A 23805-nucleotide genomic window follows, 5' to 3' on the forward strand; every position below is an offset into this window, starting at 1 on the left:
GTAGGGGTGGCTGATGGAGTTCGCCGCCTTCGCCGACCGCGCCGCCACTATCGAAGCCGAGAGTGCCGACACCGCCATCACCGAGTCCGTCACCGACCTGCTGGCCGACGCCGGAGACGACCTCGCGACGCTCGCCCGGTTCGTACAGGGCCGCGTGTTCCCGGCCCACGAGTCGACCACGCTCGACGTCGGACCACGCCTCTGTTACGAGGCCATCGCCCGCGCCGCCGGGCAGAACGTGAGCGCCGACGACGTGGAGGCACGACTCGCGGAGACGGGCGAAATCGGCGAGGTGGCCGCGAGCTACGACTTCGGCGGCCAGCGAGGGCTGGCGGCGTTCGGCGGTGGCGGGGCGGACGCGCTCACCGTCGCCGAAGTCGAGAGGGAACTGACCGACCTCGCTGCCGTCGCCGGCGACGGCAGTCAGGAGACGAAGGTCGACGTCCTCTTCGGCCTGTTCAACCGCTGTGACCCCGACGAAGCACGCTATCTCGCTCGACTCGTCCTCTCGGAGATGCGCATCGGCGTGGGCGACGGGACGGTCCGGGACGCCGTGGCCGCGGCGTTCGACGTCCCGGTCGACGCCGTCGAACGTGCGTTGCAGGTGTCGAACGACTACGGTTACGTCGCCGAGGTGGCCCGCGACGAGGGCGAGACGGGCCTCGACGCGATAGACCTCGAAGTCGGCCGCCCGGTACAGGCGATGCTCGCACAGGCCGGCACCGTCACCGGTGCGCTGGAGGACTGGAACGAGGTGGCCGTCGAGTGGAAGTACGACGGCGCCCGCGTACAGGTCCACTACGACGGCGAGGCCGCCCGCCTGTTCTCGCGGAACATGGAGGACGTGACCGACCCGCTCCCCGAAGTCGTCGCCACGGTCGAGGCGTCGCTCGACGCGCCCGCCATCCTCGACGGCGAGGTGGTCGCGGTGGCCGACGACGGCGCGCCGCTCCCGTTCCAGGAGGTGCTCCGTCGGTTCCGGCGGAAACACGACGTCGCCGCCGCCCGCGAGGACGTCACCGTCCGCCTCCACCTGTTCGACTGTCTGCACGTCGACGGCGAGGACTTACTCGACGCGTCGCTCCGCGAGCGACACGACCGCCTGGCCGCCCTGTTTGACGACGACGTGGTCTCGGACCTCTGGCTCTCGGCCGACGCCGACGAAATCGGCGACGTGGAGGCCGAGGCACTCGACGCGGGCCACGAGGGCATCATGCTGAAAGACCCCGAGGCGGCCTACACCCCGGGCAAACGCGGGAAGCACTGGCGCAAGCGGAAACCGGACGTCGAGACGCTCGACTGCGTCGTGACGGGTGCGGAGTGGGGCGAGGGTCGCCGGGCGAACGTCCTCGGGACGTTCGAACTGTCGGTCCGGACCGACGACGGATACGCGCAAGTCGGCAACGTCGCCACCGGTATCACCGACGCGGAACTCGACGCGGTGACCGACCGCCTCGAACCGCACGTCACCGCCGAGGAGGGGCGGAGCGTCGCCATCGCTCCCGAAGTCGTCTTCGAAGTGGGGTACGAGGAGATACAGACGTCGACGACGTACGACTCGGGCTACGCCCTCCGATTCCCGCGCTTTCTGGCGGTTCGTGAGGACAAGACGCCGGCCGACGCCGACTCGCTCTCTCGGGTCGAACGCCTCGCCGAGAACGCGTGACGGCGCGCCGACCGGCGCTGACCGACAGTCGTATCCCGTCGGTGACGCTATCCCGCCACATGACCATCCGACACGACGGCATCACGGCCGAATGGCTCGGTTACGCCACGCTCAGACTCGAAGGCGACGACACCGTCGTCTACCTCGACCCCGGCCGGTACGGCGTGCTGACCGGCGAATGGGAACCCGATACTCCGGGCGTCGGACACCCCGAGACGAGAGACTACGCCCCGAAGGACGGCGACGTCGTCTGTGTCACCCACGTCCACCACTACGATCCGGACGGCATCCGTCGGGTCGCGGCCGACGACGCCACCGTCGTCGCGTTCGATGGCATCGACGTCCACGCCAGCGACCGCGACCTCGACCGACTCTCGGACCTCGACTACGAGGTTCGGAAGGTCGGTATGGAGGACGAACTGCTGGTCGACGGCGTCCCTATCTGGACGGTCCCGGCGTACAACCACGAGGACGGGCCGAACGTCGGCGCCGACGGCGAACCCATCCATCCGAGGGGCATCGGCTGTGGCTTCCTGCTCGCAATCGACGACACCCGGGTGTTCTGGACGGGCGATACGGACGTTCTCGAAGGCCACGCCGAACTGGACGTCTCGCTGTTCGTCCCATCTATCTCCCAGAATTTTACGATGGACCGACACGAGGCGGCCGAACTGGCCGAGGCGATGGACCCGGACCTCGTCCTCCCGATGCACTACAACACGTTCGAGGCACTGGAAGCCGACGACGAAGCGTTCGCGGCCGACGTCGCGAGCAGGCGTGTGCCAGTCGTCCTCGACCGATAGCGACCCCGGAGCCGGTTACAGGTACCGGGCGAGCGCCTCGAAGGACTCCCGGGCGGCCCGGTCGGGTTCGTCGGGATACGTGTACAGTTCCAGCGTGGCGTAGCCGTCGTACCCGACGTCGTCGAACGCGTCGAATATCGCCCTGAAATCTAGGTCGCCTTCGCCCGGGATTCGGTGGTAGTGCGTCCCACCACGGCCGCCGACGATGTCTTCGAGGTGAACGCCGGTGATGTGACCCGCCGCTCGGCGAATCGCCGTGTGGACGTCTTCGCCACTGACGGCGGCGTGGCCGACGTCGAGATTGACGCCCAGTCGGTCGTGCCCGACCGCCTCGACGAGTTCGAGTACGTCGTCGGTTTCGCCTACGAGGAGGTCCGGTTCGTACTCGATGCCGACGTCGACGCCCTTCTCGTCGGCGTACTCGAGTATCTCCCGTAGCGATTCGTGGAGGAGTCGCTCGGCTTCCGCCGGTTCTGTCCCGGGTACCGGTTGGCCGCTCGTGAGACTGATAGCCGGTGCCCCCGTCGCCGCGGCGAGGTCTATCGCGCGCTTCGTGTACTCGATGCGCCACCGACGGGCGGAATCGTCGGCGCGAATCACGCTCGGTTCGAAGAACGGGGTCGGTGGTGCGTCGTCGTAGTACCCCATCGCCGTGTTCGCGTTGACGTTCGCGACTGCGACGTCGACGTCGGCGAGCGCCGTCGCGAGTCGGTCGATTTCCTGCTCGTCGAACGACGGGAAGTATGCGTGTGGTTCGTCACCCAGTATCTCGACCCCAGCGTATCCGTGGCCTGCGATACGTTCGACGGCCTCCAGCAGCGAGTAGTCGGTGTAAGCGTTCGTCGAGAACGCGAGGCTGACCATACCTCCCGTCACGCCTACCTCCGGATAGTTACCAATCACGTACCACACGTTAGTGCCGGTCTACAGGTGGCTACGAGACGTCGAACGTCCCGGACAACCACCGGGCGACGGCGAAACACGAGAGCGCGGCCCCCGTCCACACGAGACCGGCGACTGTCGCGGCGGCGGCCTGCACGACGGCGAGACCGAGGACTGACCGTCCGACCGCGGGCCCGACGACGGACGGCGACGGGTCGTGGTACGCGGCCACCAGCGGTCGCCCGACGACGGCGAGGAAGGCGACGCCAAGACATCCAGCGATTGCCGACAGGAGTAAATCTGCACCCGCCGCGAACGTTACGGCCGGCGGGACGACCGCCAGCATCGTGGCTGCTGCTCCGACGGACGCGATGGCGGTTCGGTTCGCGCCGTGGGCCTCGTCGTCTGCCATCCACGTTACGGCGATGACGTACCCCGTGACGACGAGGGGGAGCACGACTTGCCACCACCGTCCCGTGAGCAGTCCACCGCCGACCGTCGTCCCCAGCACCACGTTCGCGCCGCGAGTCGTCCCCATGACGCTCCACCCGAGTGGTGTCCCCTTCGCCACCCCGTCGTAGAGGACGACGAGGGTCGCCAGCGCCGCCGTCACGACGCCCGACAGGAAGCCACCGGCCGCGAGTGCGACGGCGACACCACCGACGAGGAGTGCCACACCGAGCACCACCGCTCGACGTCGAGAGACCCGCCCCGCGGGAATCGGTCGTTCCGGTCGTTCGACGGCGTCGACGTCGGCGTCGAAGTAGTCGTTCAACGTGGTTCCGCCGGCGTACACGAAGGCCGAGGCCAGCGCCAGTCCCCCGACTTCGACGGGGCCGAACCGCGCTCCCGATGCGACCGCGAGTGCTGCGCCTGCCAACACGTCGGGTGGGGCCGTGAACACGTTCGGCAGGCGCACGAGCGCCGCGTACACCAGAATCCGGTCCCTGACGCTGTCACTAGCCGCCCCGGTGGTCAGGCCCATCCGTGGGCTTCGAGGTAGGCCATGGCCTCCTCGGCCGTCGCGACCGGCGTCTCGCCGTAGGGGTACAGTTCCACGGTCACGAAGCCGTCGTACCCGCTCGCTTCGAGGGCTTCGAGGAACCCGTCGACGTCCATCGCCCCCTCGCCCAGTTGCGTGTGTTCGTGACTGCGGTCGGCCGGTATGTCCTCGAGGTGGACGTGTTCGACGTAGGGAAGCAGGTCTTCCAGCGCCGTCGCCGGGTCCTCTCCCACGCAGAAGAGATGTCCGGCGTCGAAGTTACAGCCGACCCTGTCCGAGTCGACCCGGTCCAGCAGGTCGAGGAACTGCGCACTCGTCTCGACGAGCAGGTCCGGTTCGGGTTCGACCAACACGTCGACGCCGACGTCTTCCGCCCGGTCGGCCAGTTCCCTGAGGCCCTCGACGAACCGGTCTTCGGCCCACTCGCGTGACTTGCCGTCGGGAATCGGGCCACCCGGTTCGATGGACGCAGTCTCCACGTCGAGGGCCGCCGCGAGCTCCAGTGCGTCGTGCGTGTAGTCGACGCGGCGTCGTCGGTACGCCTCGTCGGGTTCGACGAACGACGGGTGGTGAAACCCCTCGATAGCCGTCAGCATGAACGCGTTCGCGTTACTGACGGCGATATCTGCGTCGGCGAGCGTCTCGCGAACCTCGTCGAGGTCCGCCTCAGTCGCCGTCTCGGGGTAGAGGTGTGGCTCGTCGAACAGTAACTCGACGCCGTCGTAGCCGGCGGCCGCGACGTGGTCGATGGCGTCGGGCAGACTGTACTCGCGGAACGCGTTGGTAGAGAATCCGAACTGCATGTTAGCGGGAGTACTCGAAGTTCGGCGATTGGTCGAAGAACTCGTAGGGGTTCTCGAAGACGACCTGCCGGACCGTCTCGCGGTCCCAACCCCGGTCTAGCATCTCGTCGCGCGCCCTCGGGACGGCGAGCGGGTCGGACGGATCCCAGTCGGCCGCGCTGTTGAGTATCATCTTCTCCGTCCCGTAGGCTTCGAGCAGGTCGATAGCATCGTCGACCGCTATCTTCCCGGGATAGAGCGTGAAACCGAGCCAACAGTCCGTCTCGAGCGCGGTGTCGATGGTTCGCTCGGTGTTGTGGTCGATGATGATTCGTTCCTGTGTGACGCCTTCGTCTTCGATCATATCGACGATTCGGCGCGTCCCTTCGGGCTTGTTCTCGTGGGGGGTGTGGACGATGACTGGCAGTTCCCGCTCGTCGGCGATTCGGAGTTGTTTGCGGAAGGCCCACTCCTCGTCCTCGGTGTCCTGGTCGAGGCCGATTTCGCCGACGCCGACCACCGGGTCCCGGTCGAGGTACTCCGGGAGGCGTTCGAGCACCGTCTCGGCCATCTCCCGGTAGTTCGCTTCCTTCGGTTCGAGGCCGATAGTGACGTAGTGGTCCATACCCGCCACGCGCTCCGCGCGCCGTGTCTCGTGGCCGATTATCTGCTCGAAGTAGTCGAAGAACGCGCCGGCGTTGTGCTTGTCCTGCCCGCTCCAGAAGGCCGGTTCGATACAGCACTCGATGCCCGCACGTCTGGCGCGCTCGTAGTCGTCGGTCGAGCGCGACACCATGTGCATGTGTGGGTCGATGATTCGCATCGCTGGAGCCGACGGCACACCCGCATGAAGTTATTCTCCGTGTACGTCCTAGTTACTTACAGAATAGACACACTAACTAAACACCGGTCGCCCGACGATACCGACGTTCCGGGGGTTAGACAGTATGTACGAACCCGTCGCCAGGCCCGTCTCCGGCCACCGTCCCGTCGAATCGACCGAACCGACTCACGTTCGTCTCCGCACTCCGTCGGCGCCGAACAGTTCGACAGTCGAGGGGTCACTCTCTCTGCGGGGGCGACCGTGACCGTCTCGACGCCGGCCGGTCGGGTTATCGTACTGGACGTGGTTGGCCTCCAGCCGTCCCACCTCGACGCTGCACCGAACATCAGCCGTCTCGTCGGCGGCCCGGAGGCACCCTCGACTGCTCGGCTCCGTCCGCCGTTCCCGGCCGTCACCGTCACGAGTCAGACGACGCTCGCGACTGGACAGTCCCCCGCCGACCACGGCGACGTGGCGAACGGCCACTACGACCGCGAGAGCGACACGGTGACGTTCTGGGGTCGAGAGCGGGGTGACCGGACTCGGCTCTGGGAGTCGGCCAGCGACGCCGGCGCGACGACCGGCGTCCTGTTCTTCCAGCATCTCGTCGGCACGAACGCCGACGTCGCGGTGACGCCCTCGCCTATCGAGGACGAGAACAACGACATGCTAGAGATGAACTGCTGGACGAATCCCGACGGCTTCTACGACGCCCTCGAAGCGGAACACGGTCACTTCCCCCTGCATCGCTACTGGGGACCCGGGGCGAACGCGGAGAGTAGCGAGTGGATTCTGACGGCCGCCACCGAGGCCGTCGACCGGTACGACCCGGACTTGCTCTGGGTGTACCTCCCACATCTCGACTACGACGCCCAGCGTTACGGGCCGTCTTCCGACGAGGTGACTGTTGCCGTCGAAACGGTGGACGAGATGGTCGGGTCGTTCCTCACACACCTCCGAGCGACCGATAGATGGGGCGAGACGGCGGTCGCAGTCCTGAGCGAGTACGGTTTCCACGACGTCGACAGCCCTGTGTTCCCGAACAGAGTACTGGCCCGTGAGGGCTATCTGACCGTCGGCGCGGACGGAGACGTCGACCTCCCGGACTCGGACGCGTTCGCCGTCGTGGACCATCAGGTCGGCCACGTGTACGCCGACCGGCGGGTACGGGGCGCGGTCAGAGACGAACTCGCGGGACTCGACGGCGTCGATACCGTCCTCGGAGACGCGGAGAAACGCGCCTTGGGAATCGACCACCCCGACGCCGGCGACTTCGTCCTCGTCGCGGACGAATCGGCGTGGTTCCAGTACTACTGGTGGGAGCGAGACGGCCGAACCCCTCCGTACGCGACCGACGTCGACATCCACGACAAGCCGGGGTTCGACCCCTGTGAATTGTTCCTCGGCGACGAGGGGATGGTCTCGATGGACCCCTCGCTCGTCGGCGGGTCCCACGGGCGCGTCGACCCGGAGACGATGGGCATCTTCGCACTCGGTGGTCCCGCCACGCCGACGCCGTCGGTCGGAGACCCGGTGGACGCGCGCGCCGTCGCCCCGTCCCTCGCGGACCTAGTCGACGTACGAGCCCACTTGCCGAGCCATCTGACCGGACGGTCGGTGTTCGACGACGAGCGGGACGGCTCCAAAACCGACTGACGCTTCCGTGGCGGAGGCTGTCGACACTCGCTCGGACCCGCGTATCGAGCAGCACTTCGCTCTCAGTCTCGGCCGCACACCGGATGGGCACCCGGTCTCCGGTCGTCACGTCGGTGAGGCGTACCAGCTCACCCGCCGTCACCGTCGCCACTCATCAGCTCGCCGTACTCGCATCAAAAGATAGCCCTTCGGATGTCGAGAGAACGTCGGTGCCCTCAGAGGACGCCCATCTCCGTCAACCGTTCGGGCAGGTAGGTGTCGGTGACGAAGTCGAGGCCCCGCGAGGCGAGCGCCTGCTGTTCGGCCTTCTTCCCGATGTCGAGCTGGAGTTCTATCTGCTCTCTCCAGAAGTCCGTCTGGAAGCGCGGGTCCTCCAGTTCGGACTCCAGCGCGTTGACGTCCGAGTCGGACAGGGGGTCCGTCGGCAGGTCGTACTCCACGATGTCGGCCGGCCGGATGCCGACGAACTGCGCCGCCGGCGTCGCCAGATACTCCGAGAGGTGGGCCGACTTGATAGAACCGTACGCGACGGAACCGTAGATGCGGTACGACCACGGGTCACCGTCGGTGAACACCACGACCGGCAGGTCGAGTTCGTCGTGGAGTCGCTTGGTGATGCGCCGGGTCGCCCGTGCGGGCTGGCCCTTGAGGTGGACGACGATGACGTTGTACTCCTCGTCGAAGCCGTTCTCGACCAGTCGGTCGCGCATGCCACCGGTCTCCACGCAGAGGACGAAGTCGGCGTCGTTCTCTAAGAACTCGATGGTGTCGGGGTTGTTCGGAATCTGGTAGCCGCCCTCGCCGACGTCTTTCTGACAGTGGATCTCGCGTTCGCCCCGGCGGGTCTGCTCGCGGAGTTTCAGGGGCCCCATGATGGTCGCCCCGGACTCCTCTGGGCGCATGTGGAAGTCCTCGCGGGTGACTTCCGAGACGATCTCCAGGTCCTCGACGAGGTCGTTTGACTCGTCCTGACTGTTGAACTGCGCCGCTTCGAGGTCCCACGACTCCGAGAGGTAGTACAGTTCACGCAGGGTCGACGAGCGGTCCTCTTCGAGTTGCTGGGCGAGGAAGTCGATGGTGTAGGTCGCCTTCAGGAGCTTCTCGGCCCCGGAGACGGTCTTGGCCGACCGCGTGGAGGTGCGGTCGCCGTACACCCAGACGTCCTTGTCCTCGTCGTACTCGATGTTGGACTTCGTCCGGGTGGGAATCGTCATCGTCGGGACGTCCCCGTCGGCGAACTGGTCGTAGAACTCGGCCGCGAGGTCGATGAGTTTCTCGCGGGCCTCCTCGCTGTCTGGTGTGGTACTCTCTGAACTCATGTTAGGCGTCCACCGTCAGTTTCTCGTCCTCGACACCGTCGACGGAGACGGTGAACTCGGCGTCGTCTGCCACGCTGTACTCCAGTACCGCCCGCTCGTCGGCCGCCACGGTCGGCGACCACTTCACGAACCACTCGCCGTCCATCTCGACGACCGTCGCGCCGTTGGTGTCCTGCGGTTCGGCGGTGACGATGTCGGTCAGGTCGACGTCGGCGTTCGTGTCGTCGTTGTTCTCGACCACGAGACGGACGGTCCCGTCCTCGACCTCTCGCTCGACGAGGACGTTGTTCATGATGCGGGCCAGCGAGTCGTCGATGTGTAACTCGTCGCTCCCGGTGACCTCGGTCAACTTCTCGGCCATCTCCGGCAGGATGGTCGCGAGTTTGTCCTGTTTCTCTCGGCGCTGCTGGAGCGACCGGCGCTTGTTGAGGTAGCTCTTGAGTTCGCGGGCGGCCTCCCGGATGGCGAGTTCTATCTCGTCTTCCATCTCGGGGACGTTCGCGATGGCGTCTTTGGACTCGCTCGTGAAGGGGACGTTCGTCGAGGCGACGTGGACCATGATGACCGCCGGGCCGTTCGGGATACCGGACCCGCCCGGTTGGTCGAGGTTGTAGTTACGCCAGTTGATGTTCTTGACTACGTCCGTCGTGGCACAGGCACCCCGCTGGTAGACAAGGGGGACGCGGTTCGCAAAGCGCATCACGTCGACGCTCCCTTCGGCGGGCAGGTCACCGCCGTAGGCGATGCCGGCCTCGACGATGAACGGGTCGCCGCCGTGGACCGAGGCGTCCCGCGTCGAGGCAGCATAGAAGTCCGCCTCGAACTCTTTCCGCAGGCCTTCCTCGACGAGTTCGGCGCCGATGGGTGCCAGACAGTCCGTCGGCGGGGCGATGATGTCCGTCTCCCGCATCGCGTCCAGCAGTCGGCTGGCGGTGTCCCGGTCGTCGGCCACCGCCGAGACGTTGGGCGGGTCGTCCGGAACCGGGACGGCCGCGCCCCACAGTTCGTCGACGACGTTCTCGCGGGCCGTCTCGCCGAAGGTGGCGTCGTCGTGCTCTTCGGTCATGTCGGCCGCTCGGTCGACGTACTTCCGGAACTCGTCCCGTGTCAGTCGGTGGGGGCCGTCGCCGTCGAACTTCTCGGCCAGTCTGCTCGCGAGGCCCTCGACGGCCGCGTCGTCCTTCCGGACCGTCGTCGCCGCGTCGACCAGTTCGTAGAGGTCGCTGGACCGCTCGGCGGTGACGCAGTGCCACGCGGCCTCCACGGCGTTCTCCCGGACCGTCGACCCGAACGTCGTGTCGTGGTCGGCTTCGACCGTCTCGGCGGCGTCGGCGACGATGGCCTCGATTTCGTGGTGGGCGACCCGGTCCCGGTCGTGGACGGCGTCGCTCACGGCGGCGGCGAACTCGGCCGTCGCGGTAGCGTCCTTGTTGGCGACGGCGTCCTCGACGGCCGTCTCGATATCCGCGTCCTCGTGGGTCTGGGGCGGTTTCCACGCCATCCCGCGGCCGAAGTGCCGGTCGTTGAAGTTCGCGACGATGCTGTCGGCCGTCTTCCCGCCGACGCGCGTGAACTCCCCCTGGACGAATCCGGAGATAGAGTACGAGTCGGTGGCTTCGAGCATCTTCAGGAGCGTCCCGAGTTCGACGCCGTGGGGGTGTGGGCGAATCTCCTCCGTCTCGTCGGGGAGTTGTGCGCCCTCGACACGTTCGAACTTCAGCGGTTCGTCGAGACCGGGTTCGTCGAACTCGATGCGGGCGTGGGGGTTGACGACGGCCGTGTCCTGTATGTAGTCGTGGAGGCTGTTGCGTGCGCGCATGTTGGCCTCCATCTCCAGTTCGATTCGGGTCCCGTGGGGCCGCTCCCAAGAGGTAGACTCGTCGACGCTGATCTCGGGTTCGTTGGTGTCGGTGTCGACGATGAGTTCGAAGTACTGGGCGTCGGCCTGACCCTTCGGTCGAGAGGTAATCTTCGCGGGCTTGCCGGAGGTGAGCTGAGAGTAGAGAACGGCGGCGGAGATACCGATACCCTGCTGGCCGCGGTTCTGCTCGCGCGCGTGGAACCGTGACCCGTAGAGGAGTTTCCCGAAGATTTTCGGCAACTGCTCTTTCGTGATGCCGGGGCCGTTGTCCTCGACGACCAGTCTGTAGTAGTCACCGGCCTCCTGTATCTCGACGTAGATGTCGGGCTTGATGCCGGCCTCCTCGCAGGCGTCGAGCGCGTTGTCCACCGCCTCCTTGACGGCGGTGACGAGCGCTCGGGCCTCCGAGTCGAACCCCAGCATGTGCTTGTTCTTCTCGAAGAACTCGGCGATGGAGATGGCCCGCTGTGATTCGGCCAACTCCTCGGCGATGCCCTCGCCTTCCCCGAGTCGCGACTGATACGAGGTCATGTCGTGCGATAGGTACCGCCGTCGGGGTTAAAAGGTAATCGCCACCACAGTGAAAGTGAACGGGGCACCGACGCGGCGACGGGCGGGGCGGTAGGCCCCGATTAAATAGCTTTTGGCCGGCGCGCACACGCGCGTGCGGGAGTTTTATGAAGGGTGCACTGCTAGGGAGAATCAATTCCTATGTCAGGAGAGTCTGATGAGTACGGCGCAAAGTCTATCCAGACCTTAGAAGGGCTGGAGGCCGTGCGGAAACGGCCTGCGATGTACATCGGGTCCACGGACGCCCGTGGTCTCCACCATCTCGTCTACGAAGTCGTCGACAACGCCATCGACGAGGCCCTCGCGGGCTACTGTGACAACATCGAAGTGACGATACACGACGACGGCTCCGTCTCCGTCAGCGACGACGGGCGCGGTATCCCCGTCGACGAACACGAGGAACACGGCCGCCCCGCCGTCGAAGTCGTCATGACCATCCTCCACGCCGGCGGGAAGTTCGACAACAAGTCCTATCAGGTCTCCGGCGGCCTCCACGGCGTCGGTGTGAGCGTGGTCAACGCCCTCTCGAAGTGGCTGGAGGTCGACGTCAAGCGCGACGGGGCGCTGTGGCGACAGCGCTTCGACCACGGCGAACCCGAGTACGAACTCGAGCGGATTCGCGACCTCGAACCCGACGAGGAGACGGGCACCACGGTTCGGTTCTGGCCCGACGACGAAATCTTCGAGACGGGCGAGTTCGCCTACTCGACGCTCGAATCCCGACTGCGCGAACTCGCCTTCCTCAACTCCGGCGTCGCCATCACCATCGCCGACGAACGCGACGGCAAGACGGAGACGTTCGAGTACGAGGGCGGTATCAAGGAGTTCGTCGAGTTCCTCAACGAGACGAAAGACCCCCTCCACGACGACGTCGTCTACTTCGAGGACGAGGAGGAGATAGCCGACGGCGTCGTGCAGGTCGAAATCGCCATGCAGGGGACCGCAGACCTGCAGGGGTCGATTCACGCCTTCGCGAACAACATCAACACGCGCGAGGGCGGGAGCCACCTCACCGGGTTCAAGACGTCGCTGACGCGCGTCGTCAACGACTACGCGACCGACAACAACCTGCTGAAGGACTTAGACGACACGCTGAAAGGCGACGACATCCGGGAGGGACTGACGGCAGTCATCTCCGTCAAGCACCCCGACCCGCAGTTCGAGGGCCAGACGAAGACGAAACTCGGCAACAGCGAGGTCCGGGGCATCGTCGAGTCGGCCATGCACGACGGCCTCGCGACCTTCTTCGAGGAGAACCCCGACACCGCCGAGGCCATCATCGGCAAGGCCGTCGAGGCGGCGAAGGCCCGCAAGGCCGCGAAGAAGGCCGAGGAACTCACGCGCCGGAAGTCCGCGCTGGACTCGACGGCGCTCCCCGGCAAACTCGCCGACTGTCAGACCCGTGACCCGGAGAAAGCCGAACTGTTCGTCGTGGAGGGCGACTCCGCCGGCGGCAGCGCGAAACAGGGCCGGAACCCCGAGTTTCAGGCCATCCTCCCTATCAAGGGGAAGATTCTGAACGTCGAGAAACACCGACTGGACCGGATTCTGGAGAACGACGAGATTCGAAACCTCATCACCGCGCTCGGGACGGGCATCGGCGACGAGTTCGACATCGAGGACCTCCGCTACGAGAAGATAATCATGATGACGGACGCCGACGTCGACGGTGCGCACATCCGCACCCTCTTGCTGACGCTCCTCTACCGGCACATGAAGCCCCTCATCGAAGCGGGCTACGTCTACGCCTCCCAGCCCCCGCTGTACCGCATCCGCTACCGGGGTGAGACGTACGACGCGATGACCGAGGAGGAACGGGACCGTATCGTCGAAGAGAAGTGCGACGGCAACCCGACGCAGGTCCAGCGGTTCAAGGGCCTCGGGGAGATGAACCCCGAACAGCTGTGGGAGACGACGATGGACCCGGGGAACCGTATCCTGAAGCAGATTACCATCGAGGACGCGGCGGCCGCCGACCGGATGTTCAACATCCTGATGGGCGACGCCGTCGAGCCACGGAAGGAGTTCATCAAGGAGCACTCGCCTGAAGCGGAGTGGGTCGACATATGAGTTCGGACGTATCCGACGACACCAACGCGCCTGCAGAGCAGATCAAACACGTCCGCATCGAGGACGAGATGGAGCAGTCCTACATCGACTACGCGATGTCGGTCATCGCGGGTCGGGCGCTCCCGGACGTCCGCGACGGTCTGAAACCGGTCCATCGCCGCATCCTCTACGCGATGCACGAGATGGGCGTCTCCTCCGGCTCTAGCCACCGGAAGTCCTCCTCCATCGTCGGCGAGACGATGGGTGACTACCACCCACACGGCGACAGCGCCATCTACGACACGCTCGTCCGGATGGCACAGGACTTCTCGATGCGGTACCCGCTCGTCGACGGGCAGGGGAACTTCGGGTCGATGGACGGCGACCCACCCGCGGCGATGCGGTACACGGAGGCCCGGATGGCCCCCATCGCGGAGGAACTCCTCGAGGACATCGAGAAGGACACCGTCGACTTCTCCAGCAACTACGACGACCGACTGCAGGAACCGGACGTCCTCCCGTCGAAGGTGCCGAGCCTCCTGCTCAACGGGTCGTCGGGCATCGCCGTCGGGATGTCGACCAACATCCCGCCGCACAACCTCGGCGAACTCGTCGACGCCACGATACACCTCATCGACAACCCGGACTGCACCGTCGAGGACCTGATGGAACACGTCAAGGGACCGGACTTCCCGACCGGTGGCAACATCGTCGGCCGCGACGCCATCTACTCGGCGTACACGACCGGTCGCGGTCGCCTGCGCGTGCGGGCCGAGTACGAGGTCGACCGCGAGGAGGGCCGCATCGTCATCAGCGAACTCCCGTATCAGGAGAACAAGGCCCGCGTCGTCGAACGCATCGCCGACGACGTCAACGAGGGGAAGATAGAGGGCATCTCGGACCTGCGCGACGAGTCCGACCGCAACGGCGTCCGCATCGTGGTCGAACTCAAACGCGGCGCGAACGTCGACGTGGTCGAGAACCGGCTACTCGACCACCACCTCGAATCCACCTTCGGCGTCATCAACCTCTCGCTGGTCGACGGCCAACCGAAGGTCCTCTCGCTGAAGGAGGCCCTCGAGTACTACGTCGAACACCGCCGCGAGGTCGTCCGCCGCCGCTCCGAACACGACCTCGCCGAGGCCGAGGACCGCGCACACATCCTCGAAGGCCGACTGAAGGCTCTAGAGAACGTCGAAGACGTGGTCGACCTCATCCGCAACAGCGAGGACCGTGACGCCGCCCGCGCTGGCTTGCAGACGTCGTTCGACTTCTCGGAGGAGCAGGCCGCCCACATCGTCCGGATGCAACTCGGCTCGCTCACCTCGATGGAGTCGGCGGAAATCGAAGCGGAGTACGCCGAAGTGCAGGACACCATCGAGTACCTCGAAGCCGTCCTCGACAGTCAGGCGAAACTCGACGGCGTCATCAAGGACGAACTCCGCGAGGTCACAGACGAGTACGACGACGACCGGCGGACCAGCATCATCGAGGACGAGGGGCAGGTCACCCACGAGGACCTCATCCCCGAGGAAGACTGTATCGTCGTCGTCACCGAGGACGACTACATCAAACGGATGCCCGTCGAGCAGTTCGACCCGCAGAACCGAGGCGGGAAGGGTATCATCGGCGCCGACCCCAAAGAGGGTGACCGCGTCTCGAAGGTGTTCCGGGCCAACAGCCACGACTACCTGCTCTGTTTCACCAACCAGGGGCAGGTCTACCGGCTGAAGACCTACGAGGTGCCGGAGATGTCCCGCACCGCCCGCGGGAAGTCGGCCATCAACCTCCTCTCGCTGGACGACGGCGAGGAGATAACCGCCGTCGTCTCCACCGACGAGTTCGAGGCCGACGAGTGCATCACGATGGTCACCCGGCAGGGGTACGTCAAGCGGACCGGCTGTGACAACTTCCAGAACATCCTCTCGACGGGTATCCGGGCGGCCAAACTGGAAGACGGCGACGAACTCGTCGACGTCGACGTCACCGACGGCACCGGTGACCTCGTCATCGCCACCGAACAGGGGATGACCATCCGCTTCGACGAGGACGAGGTCAGCGAGATGGGGCGCTCGGCCCGCGGCGTCCACGGTATCAAACTGCAGGACGACGACCGGGTCGCCGCGATGGTCGCGACCACCGACGACGACGACCGGTCGCTCCTGACCGTCACGAAGAACGGCTACGGGAAACGCACCGCGCTCTCGGAGTACCGCCCGCAGTCCCGCTACGGACAGGGCCTCATCGACATCAAGACCGACGACCGCAACGGCCCGGTGTCGACTGCCAAGGCGGTCCGCGACGACGACCACCTCGTCATCATGTCCGAGGACGGCCAGATCATGCGTATCCGCGCCGGCGACGTCTCGCAGGTCGGCCGGAACACGAAGGGTGTCACCATCATGGACGTGGAGGGAGACGACCGGGTCGCGAGTGTGACCGTCGTGCCGGCGGCGACCGACGAGACGTAACTCGCGAGCGGACGGCCTCTTTCGCACGGTTTCGACCCCCACACTGACGGCGAGCGCCCGCGAACGAGGCCTATGAGACACCGGTCGACCCGGAATCCGGGGGGACAACCGTGACGACGCCCACCGTCGTCGCGCACCGCGGGTTCGCGGGTCAGTACCCCGAGAACACCGTCGCCGCCGTACAGGCGGCCGCGGCCGACGGCGCCGACGCCGTCGAGATAGACGTACAGGCCACCGCCGACGGCGACGTGGTGGTGTTCCACGACAGACGACTCGACGGTCGGGGGGAGAGTCGCGGTATCACCGACGGCACCGGCGTCGTCTGGAGACAGTCGACGGCGACCGTGACCGGAGCACGAGTTCTCGGGACGGACGAGCGAGTCCCGACGCTGGAGGCCGTGTTGAGCGCTGTTCCAGCGCACGTCACCGTCAACGTGGAGTTGAAGAACCCCGGGAGCGACGCCACTCGGCCGGCGACAGCGCTCGACGCCGACGCGAGAGAACGAGCGACCGAGCGGTGGGCGCCGTTCGTCGAGTCCGTCGTCGGCGTCGTCGACCAGTTCGGGGCCGACGTCGTCTACTCGTCGTTCTACGAGGGGGCTATCTCCGCACTGCGAACACGGGCACCCGACGCGCCCGTCGCCGTCCTCGTCGCCCCGGATAGCGTCACTGCTGGATGCGCGGTCGCTCGACGGTACGACGTCGACGCGGTCAACCTCCCGCTCTCGGCCGTCGACGGTGCGAGCGGCGACCGACTGGCGGGCGTCGCCGCCGACCTCGATGCGTCCCGAAACGTCTGGACCGTCGAGGACTGGCAAGACGCTCGACGAGCGGTCGACAGCGGCGCCGGCGGCATCATCGCGGACTACGCCGGTCTCGACAGCTACGTCCGTCCCTAGAGGACGACCTTTCCGAAGGCGCTCGCGGCCAGTTCGCAGGCGAGTTCCGCCGTCCGGTTGTGGTCGTCGAGAATGGGGTTCACCTCGACCAGTTCCATCGAGCGAATCGCCTCGCGCCGTTCGGCGACGTACTCCATCGCGACGTGGGCTTCCCGGTAGGAGACGCCGCCACGGACCGGCGTCCCGACGCCGGGCGCCTCCGTCGGGTCAAGCCAGTCGAGGTCCAGCGAGACGTGGATGGCGTCGGTACCGTCGGTGGCGATGTCCAGCGCTTCCTCCACCACCGAGGGGACGCTCCGGGCGTCGATGTCCGACATCGTGTAGGCCGTCACGTCGCTCTCGTTGAGGAGGTCGCGTTCCCGGTCGTCGACGTCCCGTAGCCCGACCAACACGACGTTCTCCTCGCTGACTGCGGGGGTGTGTGCCCACGCCTCGTCGGCGAACGACCCCTTGCCGAGGATAGCGGCCAGCGACATCCCGTGGATGTTCCCGCTGGGCGTCGTCTGCGGGGTGTTGAAGTCGCCGTGCGCGTCGAACCAGACGATGCCCAGCGACTCGTCGGGGTCGGCGGCGCCGGCGACGGTCCCGATGGCGATGGAGTGGTCACCCCCGAGGACCAGCGGAAACTCACCGTCGTCGATGGTGGCCCGAACCGCGGTCCTGACGTCCTGACACACTTCGCCCGTCTCCCGACGGAACTTCGCCCGCCCCCCGCTCGGTTGGTCGGCGTCGGGGTCCCGCTCCTCCGGCCGGGGCACCGCGAGGTCGCCGCCGTCGACGCAGGCCATCCCGAGGGCCTCCAACTGGTCTGCGAGCCCGCCGTATCGTATCGCCGAGGGCCCCATGTCGACGCCCCGGCGGTCTGCGCCGAGGTCCATCGGAACACCGAGCACGCGAACTGTCCTGTCCATATCGACGGTTGTCGGTCCAGCGGATAAAGGACGGGGGCACCAGTTAAGTTGCCGCCACGGTAAGCATCGTCATCGATGGGGCACGACGAGAGCGCCGCCGCTGATCACGTCCTCTACCTCGACACCGTCGAGTCACGCGTTACGACCGTCACACGGGAACTCGAGTCCCGGGCGGACGTGACTGTCTACGCCGCCACGTCGGTAGAGGACGCGCTCGATCGGTTGGCGTGGCCCGACATCGACTGTCTGGTCGTCGCGCATCGCGCCGAACAGTTCGACGGTATCGAGGCCGCAGAACGGATCTGTGAGACCCACCCCTGTCTCCCCGTGATTCTGTTCGTGAGTCCGGACAGCGAGTCGGCAGCCTCGCGCGCGGTCGGTACCGCCGTCGACGAGTTCGTCGTCCACGAGGGTCCGGCGGCGTTCGACACGCTGGCGACCGCGATAGCGGACGAGCGCATCGACGACGACATCGGCGACGAACACACGACCGCCGACCCAGCGGGGGCGTTCGTCCCGAACGTCGACGACGAGACGGTCGACCGGTTGCTTCGAGACGGCATCGACCGCGCCCACCTCGCCGAACTCCTCCACAAGAGCAGGTTGTTCGACACAATCTTCGAATCGATTCCGGTCCACCTCTTCGTCAAAGACGAACAGGGTCGTCACCGGTACGTGAGTGCCGGCTACTTCGAAGACGAACTGGACGAGTTTCTGGGGAAGACCGACCCCGAAATCGGTCTCGTAGCCAACCGCCACGCCCGGCGAGCCTATCTCGAGGACATGCACGTCATGGAGGCGGACACGTCGGTCCTCGACAAGGTCGAGTACCTCCCGATGCTCGACCAGTGGAACCTCACCTCGAAGGTGCCGTGGCGCGACCCGAACGGTGACGTCGTCGGCCTCATCGGCGTCACGCGTGACATCTCCGAACGAAAGGAACGCCAGGAACAGGTCAAACGGCAGAACGAGCGGTTGAATCGCTTCGCCGACATGGTGAGTCACGACCTGCGCAACCCACTGCAGTTGGCGATGTTGCGACTCGAACTCGCTCGGGATGCCGAGGACGACGAGGAGTTGGTCGAGAACCTCGACGGCGTCGAGAGCGCGCTCGAACGAATCGACGAACTCGTCGAAGACGTGTTGGCCCTCGCCAGACAGGGGACGCAGGTCGTGACGCCGTCACCCGTGGATCTGGACGACGTCGTCGACGTGACGTGGTCGTCGGTCGACGCCCCCGACGCGACGGTCGAACGCGCCGGCAGCCTCGGGACGATACTCGGCGACGAGAGTCGCCTCAGACAGATGCTGGCGAACGTCTTCAGAAACGCCATCGAACACGGCGGGCCGTCGGTCACGATTCGGGTCGGCCCGCTCGACACCGGCCCCGGCTTCTACGTCGAGGACGACGGCTCCGGATTTCCCGACGCGGACGTCGACGACCTGTTCGACGCCGGGTACACCACGTCCGCCGACGGGACGGGGTTCGGCCTCTCCATCGTCCAGGAGATCGCGGCGGCACACGGCTGGGACATCTCGGCGACGAACGGAGCGAACGGCGGCGCCAGGCTCGAGTTCTCGGGCATCGAGCGCCCGGAGGCGTAGGTCGGGAGCCTACTCGTACTGATCACAGACGCTTTCGACGCCCGCCTCCAGCGGCGTCTCCGCTGTTCCCCACAACCGTCGTCTAGTGCAACGACGTCGCCGTCCGCCGCCACTACTCCGGCCCGATACGACCCCACAACCTGACGCCAGCGGTCACCGGAACCGCTGTCCGCTCGTAGGTGTGGCAGGCCGACCAACCAGTAGGCGGGTGTCGTTTTATTCTTTCCAGTCGGAACGCAAAACTCGGTGACGAGAGCCCCGAACGACGTGGAGCACCGTCGCTTTTAAGAACGGCTGTACCGAACGACATACTATGTCTTCAATCGAGCTGACACCCAGTCAGAAAAATATTCTGCAGGAACTCGTGAACCTGTACAGGGAGAGCGAGAGTGCAGTGAAAGGCGAAGATATCGCAGAGAAGGTCGACCGCAACCCCGGCACCATCCGCAACCAGATGCAGAGCCTGAAGGCCCTGCAACTGGTCGAGGGCGTCCCCGGCCCGAAGGGCGGCTACAAGCCGACCGCGACGGCCTACGACGCGCTCCAGATTCAGGACATGGATCAGGCCGCCGAAGTACCCCTCCGACACAACGGCGATCTCGTCGAACACGCGAACGTCGAGGAGATCGATCTCACGAGCGTCCACCACCCCGAGGAGTGCCGCGCCGAGATTCAGCTTCAGGGGTCGCTCTCGGAGTTCCACGAAGGCGACTCGGTCACCGTCGGGCCGACGCCGCTCTCGAAGCTCCAGATTATCGGGACGCTCGAGGGGAAAGACGACACGAACAACAAACTCATCCTCGCTATCGACGACATGCGCGCCCCCGCCGGCGAGCCCGAACACTGATTCGGTCGTCGGTTCTTCTCTCTGTCTCCTCTGTCCGTTCGCGGCGCTCGAACGTCCGGTAGCGGTCCCACCCCACAGCTATGTCGTCGACGATTAATTACTGAGGTGGAGCGTTCTCTGACGGCGATTTCGTAGCCTTTGTATCACCCGCTCCCGGAGTCGCCAGTATGAGCGACAAGGTCGTCGTACTCGGTGCGGGGTATGCCGGTGCAGGCGCCATCAAGAGCCTCGAAGACGAACTGAACGGTGAAGCCGACGTCACGTGGATCTCCGACACGGACTACCACCTCGTCCTCCACGAGTCCCACCGGTGCATCCGGGACCCATCTGTCCAGGATAAGGTCGCCATCCCCGTCCACGAGATAAAACAGCCGACGACGAACTTCGTCCAGGATACGGTCGTCGACATCGACACCGAGGACCGACTCGTCGAACTCGAATCCGGCGACGACGTCGAGTACGATTACCTCCTCGTCGGACTCGGTTCCCAGACGGCCTTCTTCGGCATCGACGGCCTCAGAGAGTACGCCCACACGCTGAAGAGCCTCGACGATGCGCTGGGCATCCACGACGCGATTCAGACGGCGGCCCGCGAAGCCTCCCAGAGCGACCCGGCACAGGTCATCGTCGGCGGTGCCGGCCTCTCGGGCATCCAGACGGCCGGCGAAATCGCCGAGTTCCGTGACAACCACCGCGCACCCATCGACATCCACCTCGTCGAAGGTCTCGACGAGATATTCCCGGGCAACGACCCCGAACTGCAGGGTGCCCTGCGCAAGCGGCTGGAAGCGGCCGACGTGAACATCCTCACCGGCGACTTCATCGGCGAAGTCGACGAGGAGACGGTGTACATCGGCGACGACGAGGAACTCGACTACGACACCCTCATCTGGACCGGCGGAATCACCGGCCGCGACTGCGTGCGCGACGTCGACCTGGAGAAAGACGAGCGCAACCACCGCATCCACTCCGAGGGCGACTTCCAGACCGAGAACGAGCGCGTGTTCGCCATCGGCGACTGCGCCCTCATCGACCAGCCCGGCGAACAGCCGGCCCCGCCGACGGCACAGGCCGCGTGGCAGGCCGCCGAAGTCGCCGGCGAGAACCTCGCCCGCTCGGTCCGCGGCCAGCCCCTGAAGACCTGGACCCACAAGGACAAGGGGACGGTCATCTCCGTCGGCGAGGAGGCCGTCGCCCACGACGTGATGGGCATGCCCATCGACACGTTCGGCGGCCTCCCGGCGAAGGTGTTGAAGAAGGGCATCGCCGCCCGCTGGATAGCCGACGTCACCGGCATCGGTCGCGCCGCGAAGGCGTGGCCGGACATGTAGCGACCACTTTTTGCAACTCCCTCGGGCGCCTGCGGCGCCCTCAGTCGTGCAAAAACGTGGGGAAAATCGCGGCGTGCTCCTGTCGCGCCTTCGGCACGGTAGTCCGCGCGCCACGTCTGAACCGGCGGCGTAGCCGCCGGATGCTGGCCGCCCCGTATTCTGCTCGCTATCTGCTCGGGGCCTGCCCTCCCCCGTCGTCGCGGCACGGAGGCCGCTCTCGGCCACCGCCGGGCCACTCAGTCCGCGACGGCCCAGAACCCGAGCGTGCGCGGCACCTTCGCTCGTAGCTCCGGCGACGAACTGCCGCCGGGGTCCTCGTCGTAGTCGTCCGGGTCGTCGCTCTGCGGGACTTCGTACACTTCCTTCACGGTGAATCCCGCGTCGACTAGTGCCGCGTGGAGGTCACCCACAGTTCGGTCGAAGACGACGATGTCCTCGTGTAATACCTCGTCGTGCTTGTCGCGGCGAGGCCCGGTGGCGTGGTAACTCCGTTCGAGGGCCAGCGTCTCCGGGTCGAACAGTTCGTGGAAGGGGTGGGGTACGTCGAAGGTGAGTACGCCCCCATCCCGGAGCAGGCGGTGGGCCTCCCCGAGTGCCGCCGCGATGTCCTCGACCATGAAGTAGACGAACCCAGAGTACGCCACGTCGAACGCGTCGTCGGCGAGTGGCACGTCCGTCACGTCGCCCGTGACGAACCGGGCGTCGACGCCGTACAGGTTTCGGAGGCGAACCGCGTGGCGGAGTTGCTCGATAGAGAAGTCGACACCGACGGCCCTCTCGACGCCGTCGCGAGCGGCACCGACCGTTCCCTGCCCGCCGCCACAGCCCAGTTCGACGAACGCCGTGTCTTCGCGGGCCGGCAACCGGTCGGCCTGCCAGTCCGCCATCGACTCGGGGTCGGGCAACGGCGAGTACACCGGTGGAAGCCCACCCTCGGCAGTCGCCGCGTTCCACAGCGCCTGATGGTCGTCGCTCCACGCGTCCCACAGTCTCCGGTTCTCCCGATTCGCATCCCCCATACGGGTCGTTCCAGCAGGCCGAAAGATGAGTTTTCTGGTGGTTTGCGAACGCGTGACAGCGAGGCTATCGCTCGATGGAGAGCCCGGCGTGCCACCCGTCGGCGTCCGCCTCTTCGACGGCCTCGTCCATCCGTTGGAGGTAGGTGACGGCGAGGCTGGCGCACTTCGTCGCCTTGCGCTCGCCTTCGGTCCGGAACTCGCCCGTCTCGCGGTTGGCGTAGACGGTACAGACCGCGCCGGCCCGGAGGCCGTAGATGCTGGCGAGCGTGAGGATGCTCGCCGCCTCCATCTCGAAGTTGACGACGCCGGCCTGTCGGAGTTCGTCGATTTTGGCGTCGCTGTCGCGGGCCTCGAACCCGTCGAACCCGGGGCGTGACTGCCCGGCGTAGAAGCTATCGGTCGAGCAGGTGACGCCGAGGTGGTAGTCGTAGCCCAGTTCCTCGGCGGCGGCGACGAGCGCCGAGACGACGCGGTGGTCGGCGGTCGCCGGGTAGTCCTCGCGGACGTACTCCTTGCTCGTCCCCTCCTGCCGGACCGCACCGGTCGTGATGACCAAATCCCCGACGCTTGCCTCCGGTTGGATGCTCCCGCAGGACCCCACTCGTAGCAGGGTGTCGACGCCGACACGGGCCAGTTCCTCGACGGCGATGGCCGCCGACGGCGACCCGATACCGGTCGATGTCACGGAGATGGGCGTCCCGTCGTGCGTTCCGGTCGCGGTCCGGTACTCGCGGTGCTGGCCGGTCACCTCGTAGTCGTCCCAGTCGGCGACCACCTTCTCGACCCGTTCGGGGTTCCCGGGCAGGAGGACGCTGTCGGCCACGTCGTCGGGCCCGACGGCGAGGTGGTACTGTTCCTCGTCGTTCGGGTCCTCGCTGTCGCCCGTCATCTGTCGAGGTGGCCGGGCGTGATGGTCGTCGGGAGCAGTTCGCCGAGGGTGTACTCCGCGGCGTCTTCGCCGTCGGTGTAGATGGGGAAGTCGTCGTCACAGAACTCCGCCAGCGTCTGTCGGCACATCCCGCAGGGGGTCACACCGTCGCGCTTGTCAGAGGAGACGGCGAGACGGACGAACTCGCGGTGGCCGTCCCTGACCGCCGACCCGATAGCCACCTCCTCGGCGTGGAGGCTGTTGCTGTAGTTCGCGTTCTCGATGTTGCACCCGGTGTAGACGGTGCCGTCCGCCGTCTCGATGGCGGCGCCGACGCGGTACTCCGAGTACGGGGCGTAGGAGGCTTCTACGGCCTCCCGTGCTGCGTCCATCAGGTCGTCCATACCGACGGATCGGGCGGCCGCGGCAAATAGGCACCG

Annotated in this window: 19 protein-coding genes; 9 read left to right on the forward strand and 10 right to left on the reverse strand. The window is 66.3% G+C overall.

Annotation, left to right across the window (positions count from 1 at the left end; genetic code table 11):
* The first annotated feature begins 13 nt into the window (after positions 1-13).
* Positions 14-1666, forward strand: a complete 1653-nt coding sequence (gene ligA / locus EGH21_RS08575) for an ATP-dependent DNA ligase LigA (protein WP_220618062.1) — start codon at positions 14-16, stop codon at positions 1664-1666.
* 59 nt (positions 1667-1725) lie between these two features.
* Positions 1726-2469 (forward strand): MBL fold metallo-hydrolase, encoded by a 744-nt coding sequence (locus EGH21_RS08580; protein ID WP_220618063.1) that lies wholly within the window; start codon positions 1726-1728, stop codon positions 2467-2469.
* A 15-nt stretch (positions 2470-2484) separates the two neighbouring features.
* On the opposite strand, the gene EGH21_RS08585 is transcribed toward EGH21_RS08580, so the two are convergent.
* The 4 genes from EGH21_RS08585 to EGH21_RS08600 form a co-directional block, all read right to left on the reverse strand.
* Entirely contained in the window at positions 2485-3333 is an 849-nt protein-coding gene (locus tag EGH21_RS08585) for a sugar phosphate isomerase/epimerase family protein (protein ID WP_220618064.1), read from the reverse strand.
* A 70-nt stretch (positions 3334-3403) separates the two neighbouring features.
* A complete protein-coding gene (locus tag EGH21_RS08590) occupies positions 3404-4336 on the reverse strand; it encodes a UbiA family prenyltransferase (protein ID WP_220618065.1) in 933 nt (310 codons plus the stop codon).
* Positions 4327-5157, reverse strand: coding sequence for a sugar phosphate isomerase/epimerase family protein (locus tag EGH21_RS08595; protein ID WP_220618066.1), 831 nt, complete (start codon positions 5155-5157; stop codon positions 4327-4329). Before EGH21_RS08595 ends, EGH21_RS08590 begins: the two co-directional genes overlap by 10 nt.
* A gap of 1 nt (position 5158) precedes the next feature.
* Complete coding sequence (locus EGH21_RS08600; RefSeq protein ID WP_220618067.1) at positions 5159-5959, reverse strand: TatD family hydrolase; 801 nt, start codon at positions 5957-5959, stop codon at positions 5159-5161.
* A gap of 261 nt (positions 5960-6220) precedes the next feature.
* Here EGH21_RS08600 and EGH21_RS08605 point away from each other — a divergent pair, with 261 nt between their 5' ends.
* Positions 6221-7615, forward strand: a complete 1395-nt coding sequence (locus EGH21_RS08605) for an alkaline phosphatase family protein (protein ID WP_328765600.1) — start codon at positions 6221-6223, stop codon at positions 7613-7615.
* Positions 7616-7830: 215 nt separating this feature from the next.
* On the opposite strand, the gene EGH21_RS08610 is transcribed toward EGH21_RS08605, so the two are convergent.
* The gene (locus EGH21_RS08610; RefSeq protein ID WP_220618069.1) at positions 7831-8934 is read right to left on the reverse strand and encodes a DNA topoisomerase IV subunit A; all 1104 of its coding nucleotides are present in this window, start codon (positions 8932-8934) and stop codon (positions 7831-7833) included.
* Between the two features lies 1 nt (position 8935).
* Positions 8936-11326: a DNA topoisomerase VI subunit B gene (locus EGH21_RS08615; RefSeq protein WP_220618070.1), complete on the reverse strand. Its 2391-nt coding sequence runs from the start codon at positions 11324-11326 to the stop codon at positions 8936-8938.
* A 180-nt stretch (positions 11327-11506) separates the two neighbouring features.
* Here EGH21_RS08615 and gyrB point away from each other — a divergent pair, with 180 nt between their 5' ends.
* The 3 genes from gyrB (at position 11507) to EGH21_RS08630 (ending at position 16784) form a co-directional block, all read left to right on the forward strand.
* Positions 11507-13435 carry a DNA topoisomerase (ATP-hydrolyzing) subunit B gene (gene gyrB / locus EGH21_RS08620; protein ID WP_220618071.1) on the forward strand — a complete coding sequence of 643 codons (1929 nt, stop codon included), beginning with the start codon at positions 11507-11509 and terminating at the stop codon, positions 13433-13435.
* The gene (gene gyrA, locus EGH21_RS08625; RefSeq protein WP_220618072.1) at positions 13432-15885 is read left to right on the forward strand and encodes a DNA gyrase subunit A; all 2454 of its coding nucleotides are present in this window, start codon (positions 13432-13434) and stop codon (positions 15883-15885) included. The genes gyrB and gyrA overlap by 4 nt, the downstream gene beginning before the upstream one ends.
* Positions 15886-15995: 110 nt before the next feature.
* On the forward strand, positions 15996-16784 hold the full coding sequence (locus EGH21_RS08630) for a glycerophosphodiester phosphodiesterase (RefSeq protein ID WP_220618073.1): 789 nt from the start codon (positions 15996-15998) through the stop codon (positions 16782-16784).
* Here EGH21_RS08630 and rocF read toward each other — a convergent pair.
* Complete coding sequence (rocF, locus tag EGH21_RS08635; protein WP_220618074.1) at positions 16781-17695, reverse strand: arginase; 915 nt, start codon at positions 17693-17695, stop codon at positions 16781-16783. The genes EGH21_RS08630 and rocF overlap by 4 nt on opposite strands.
* Before the next feature lie 75 nt (positions 17696-17770).
* Between rocF and EGH21_RS08640 the strand changes: the two genes are divergently transcribed.
* The 3 genes from EGH21_RS08640 to EGH21_RS08650 all read left to right on the forward strand — a co-directional run bounded on the left by EGH21_RS08640 (position 17771) and on the right by EGH21_RS08650 (position 21478).
* Positions 17771-19300 (forward strand): receiver/sensor box histidine kinase, encoded by a 1530-nt coding sequence (locus EGH21_RS08640; protein ID WP_220618075.1) that lies wholly within the window; start codon positions 17771-17773, stop codon positions 19298-19300.
* Between the two features lie 313 nt (positions 19301-19613).
* On the forward strand, positions 19614-20147 hold the full coding sequence (locus tag EGH21_RS08645; protein WP_166969675.1) for an HTH domain-containing protein: 534 nt from the start codon (positions 19614-19616) through the stop codon (positions 20145-20147).
* Between the two features lie 167 nt (positions 20148-20314).
* Positions 20315-21478 (forward strand): NAD(P)/FAD-dependent oxidoreductase, encoded by a 1164-nt coding sequence (locus tag EGH21_RS08650; protein WP_220618076.1) that lies wholly within the window; start codon positions 20315-20317, stop codon positions 21476-21478.
* A gap of 236 nt (positions 21479-21714) precedes the next feature.
* Here EGH21_RS08650 and EGH21_RS08655 read toward each other — a convergent pair whose 3' ends face one another.
* The 3 genes from EGH21_RS08655 to cdd all read right to left on the reverse strand — a co-directional run bounded on the left by EGH21_RS08655 (position 21715) and on the right by cdd (position 23769).
* Positions 21715-22497 (reverse strand): class I SAM-dependent methyltransferase, encoded by a 783-nt coding sequence (locus tag EGH21_RS08655; RefSeq protein ID WP_220618077.1) that lies wholly within the window; start codon positions 22495-22497, stop codon positions 21715-21717.
* A gap of 64 nt (positions 22498-22561) precedes the next feature.
* Positions 22562-23386, reverse strand: a complete 825-nt coding sequence (locus EGH21_RS08660) for a nucleoside phosphorylase (protein WP_220618078.1) — start codon at positions 23384-23386, stop codon at positions 22562-22564.
* The gene (cdd, locus tag EGH21_RS08665; RefSeq protein WP_220618079.1) at positions 23383-23769 is read right to left on the reverse strand and encodes a cytidine deaminase; all 387 of its coding nucleotides are present in this window, start codon (positions 23767-23769) and stop codon (positions 23383-23385) included. The genes EGH21_RS08660 and cdd overlap by 4 nt, the downstream gene beginning before the upstream one ends.
* Positions 23770-23805 lie beyond the last annotated feature (36 nt).

This window comes from Haloarcula rubra (assembly GCF_019599465.1).
GTDB lineage: Archaea > Halobacteriota > Halobacteria > Halobacteriales > Haloarculaceae > Haloarcula > Haloarcula rubra.

What these genes read in the sequence shown, in the direction of transcription:
- ligA (WP_220618062.1), top strand. Translation starts at nt 14, where the DNA reads ATGGAGTTCGCCGCCTTCGCCGACCGCGCCGCCACTATCGAAGCCGAG.
- EGH21_RS08580 (WP_220618063.1), top strand. Translation starts at nt 1,726, where the DNA reads ATGACCATCCGACACGACGGCATCACGGCCGAATGGCTCGGTTACGCC.
- EGH21_RS08585 (WP_220618064.1), bottom strand. Translation starts at nt 3,333, where the DNA reads ATGGTCAGCCTCGCGTTCTCGACGAACGCTTACACCGACTACTCGCTG.
- EGH21_RS08590 (WP_220618065.1), bottom strand. Translation starts at nt 4,336, where the DNA reads ATGGGCCTGACCACCGGGGCGGCTAGTGACAGCGTCAGGGACCGGATT.
- EGH21_RS08595 (WP_220618066.1), bottom strand. Translation starts at nt 5,157, where the DNA reads ATGCAGTTCGGATTCTCTACCAACGCGTTCCGCGAGTACAGTCTGCCC.
- EGH21_RS08600 (WP_220618067.1), bottom strand. Translation starts at nt 5,959, where the DNA reads ATGCGAATCATCGACCCACACATGCACATGGTGTCGCGCTCGACCGAC.
- EGH21_RS08610 (WP_220618069.1), bottom strand. Translation starts at nt 8,934, where the DNA reads ATGAGTTCAGAGAGTACCACACCAGACAGCGAGGAGGCCCGCGAGAAA.
- EGH21_RS08615 (WP_220618070.1), bottom strand. Translation starts at nt 11,326, where the DNA reads ATGACCTCGTATCAGTCGCGACTCGGGGAAGGCGAGGGCATCGCCGAG.
- gyrB (WP_220618071.1), top strand. Translation starts at nt 11,507, where the DNA reads ATGTCAGGAGAGTCTGATGAGTACGGCGCAAAGTCTATCCAGACCTTA.
- gyrA (WP_220618072.1), top strand. Translation starts at nt 13,432, where the DNA reads ATGAGTTCGGACGTATCCGACGACACCAACGCGCCTGCAGAGCAGATC.
- rocF (WP_220618074.1), bottom strand. Translation starts at nt 17,695, where the DNA reads ATGGACAGGACAGTTCGCGTGCTCGGTGTTCCGATGGACCTCGGCGCA.
- EGH21_RS08640 (WP_220618075.1), top strand. Translation starts at nt 17,771, where the DNA reads ATGGGGCACGACGAGAGCGCCGCCGCTGATCACGTCCTCTACCTCGAC.
- EGH21_RS08645 (WP_166969675.1), top strand. Translation starts at nt 19,614, where the DNA reads ATGTCTTCAATCGAGCTGACACCCAGTCAGAAAAATATTCTGCAGGAA.
- EGH21_RS08650 (WP_220618076.1), top strand. Translation starts at nt 20,315, where the DNA reads ATGAGCGACAAGGTCGTCGTACTCGGTGCGGGGTATGCCGGTGCAGGC.
- EGH21_RS08655 (WP_220618077.1), bottom strand. Translation starts at nt 22,497, where the DNA reads ATGGGGGATGCGAATCGGGAGAACCGGAGACTGTGGGACGCGTGGAGC.
- EGH21_RS08660 (WP_220618078.1), bottom strand. Translation starts at nt 23,386, where the DNA reads ATGACGGGCGACAGCGAGGACCCGAACGACGAGGAACAGTACCACCTC.
- cdd (WP_220618079.1), bottom strand. Translation starts at nt 23,769, where the DNA reads ATGGACGACCTGATGGACGCAGCACGGGAGGCCGTAGAAGCCTCCTAC.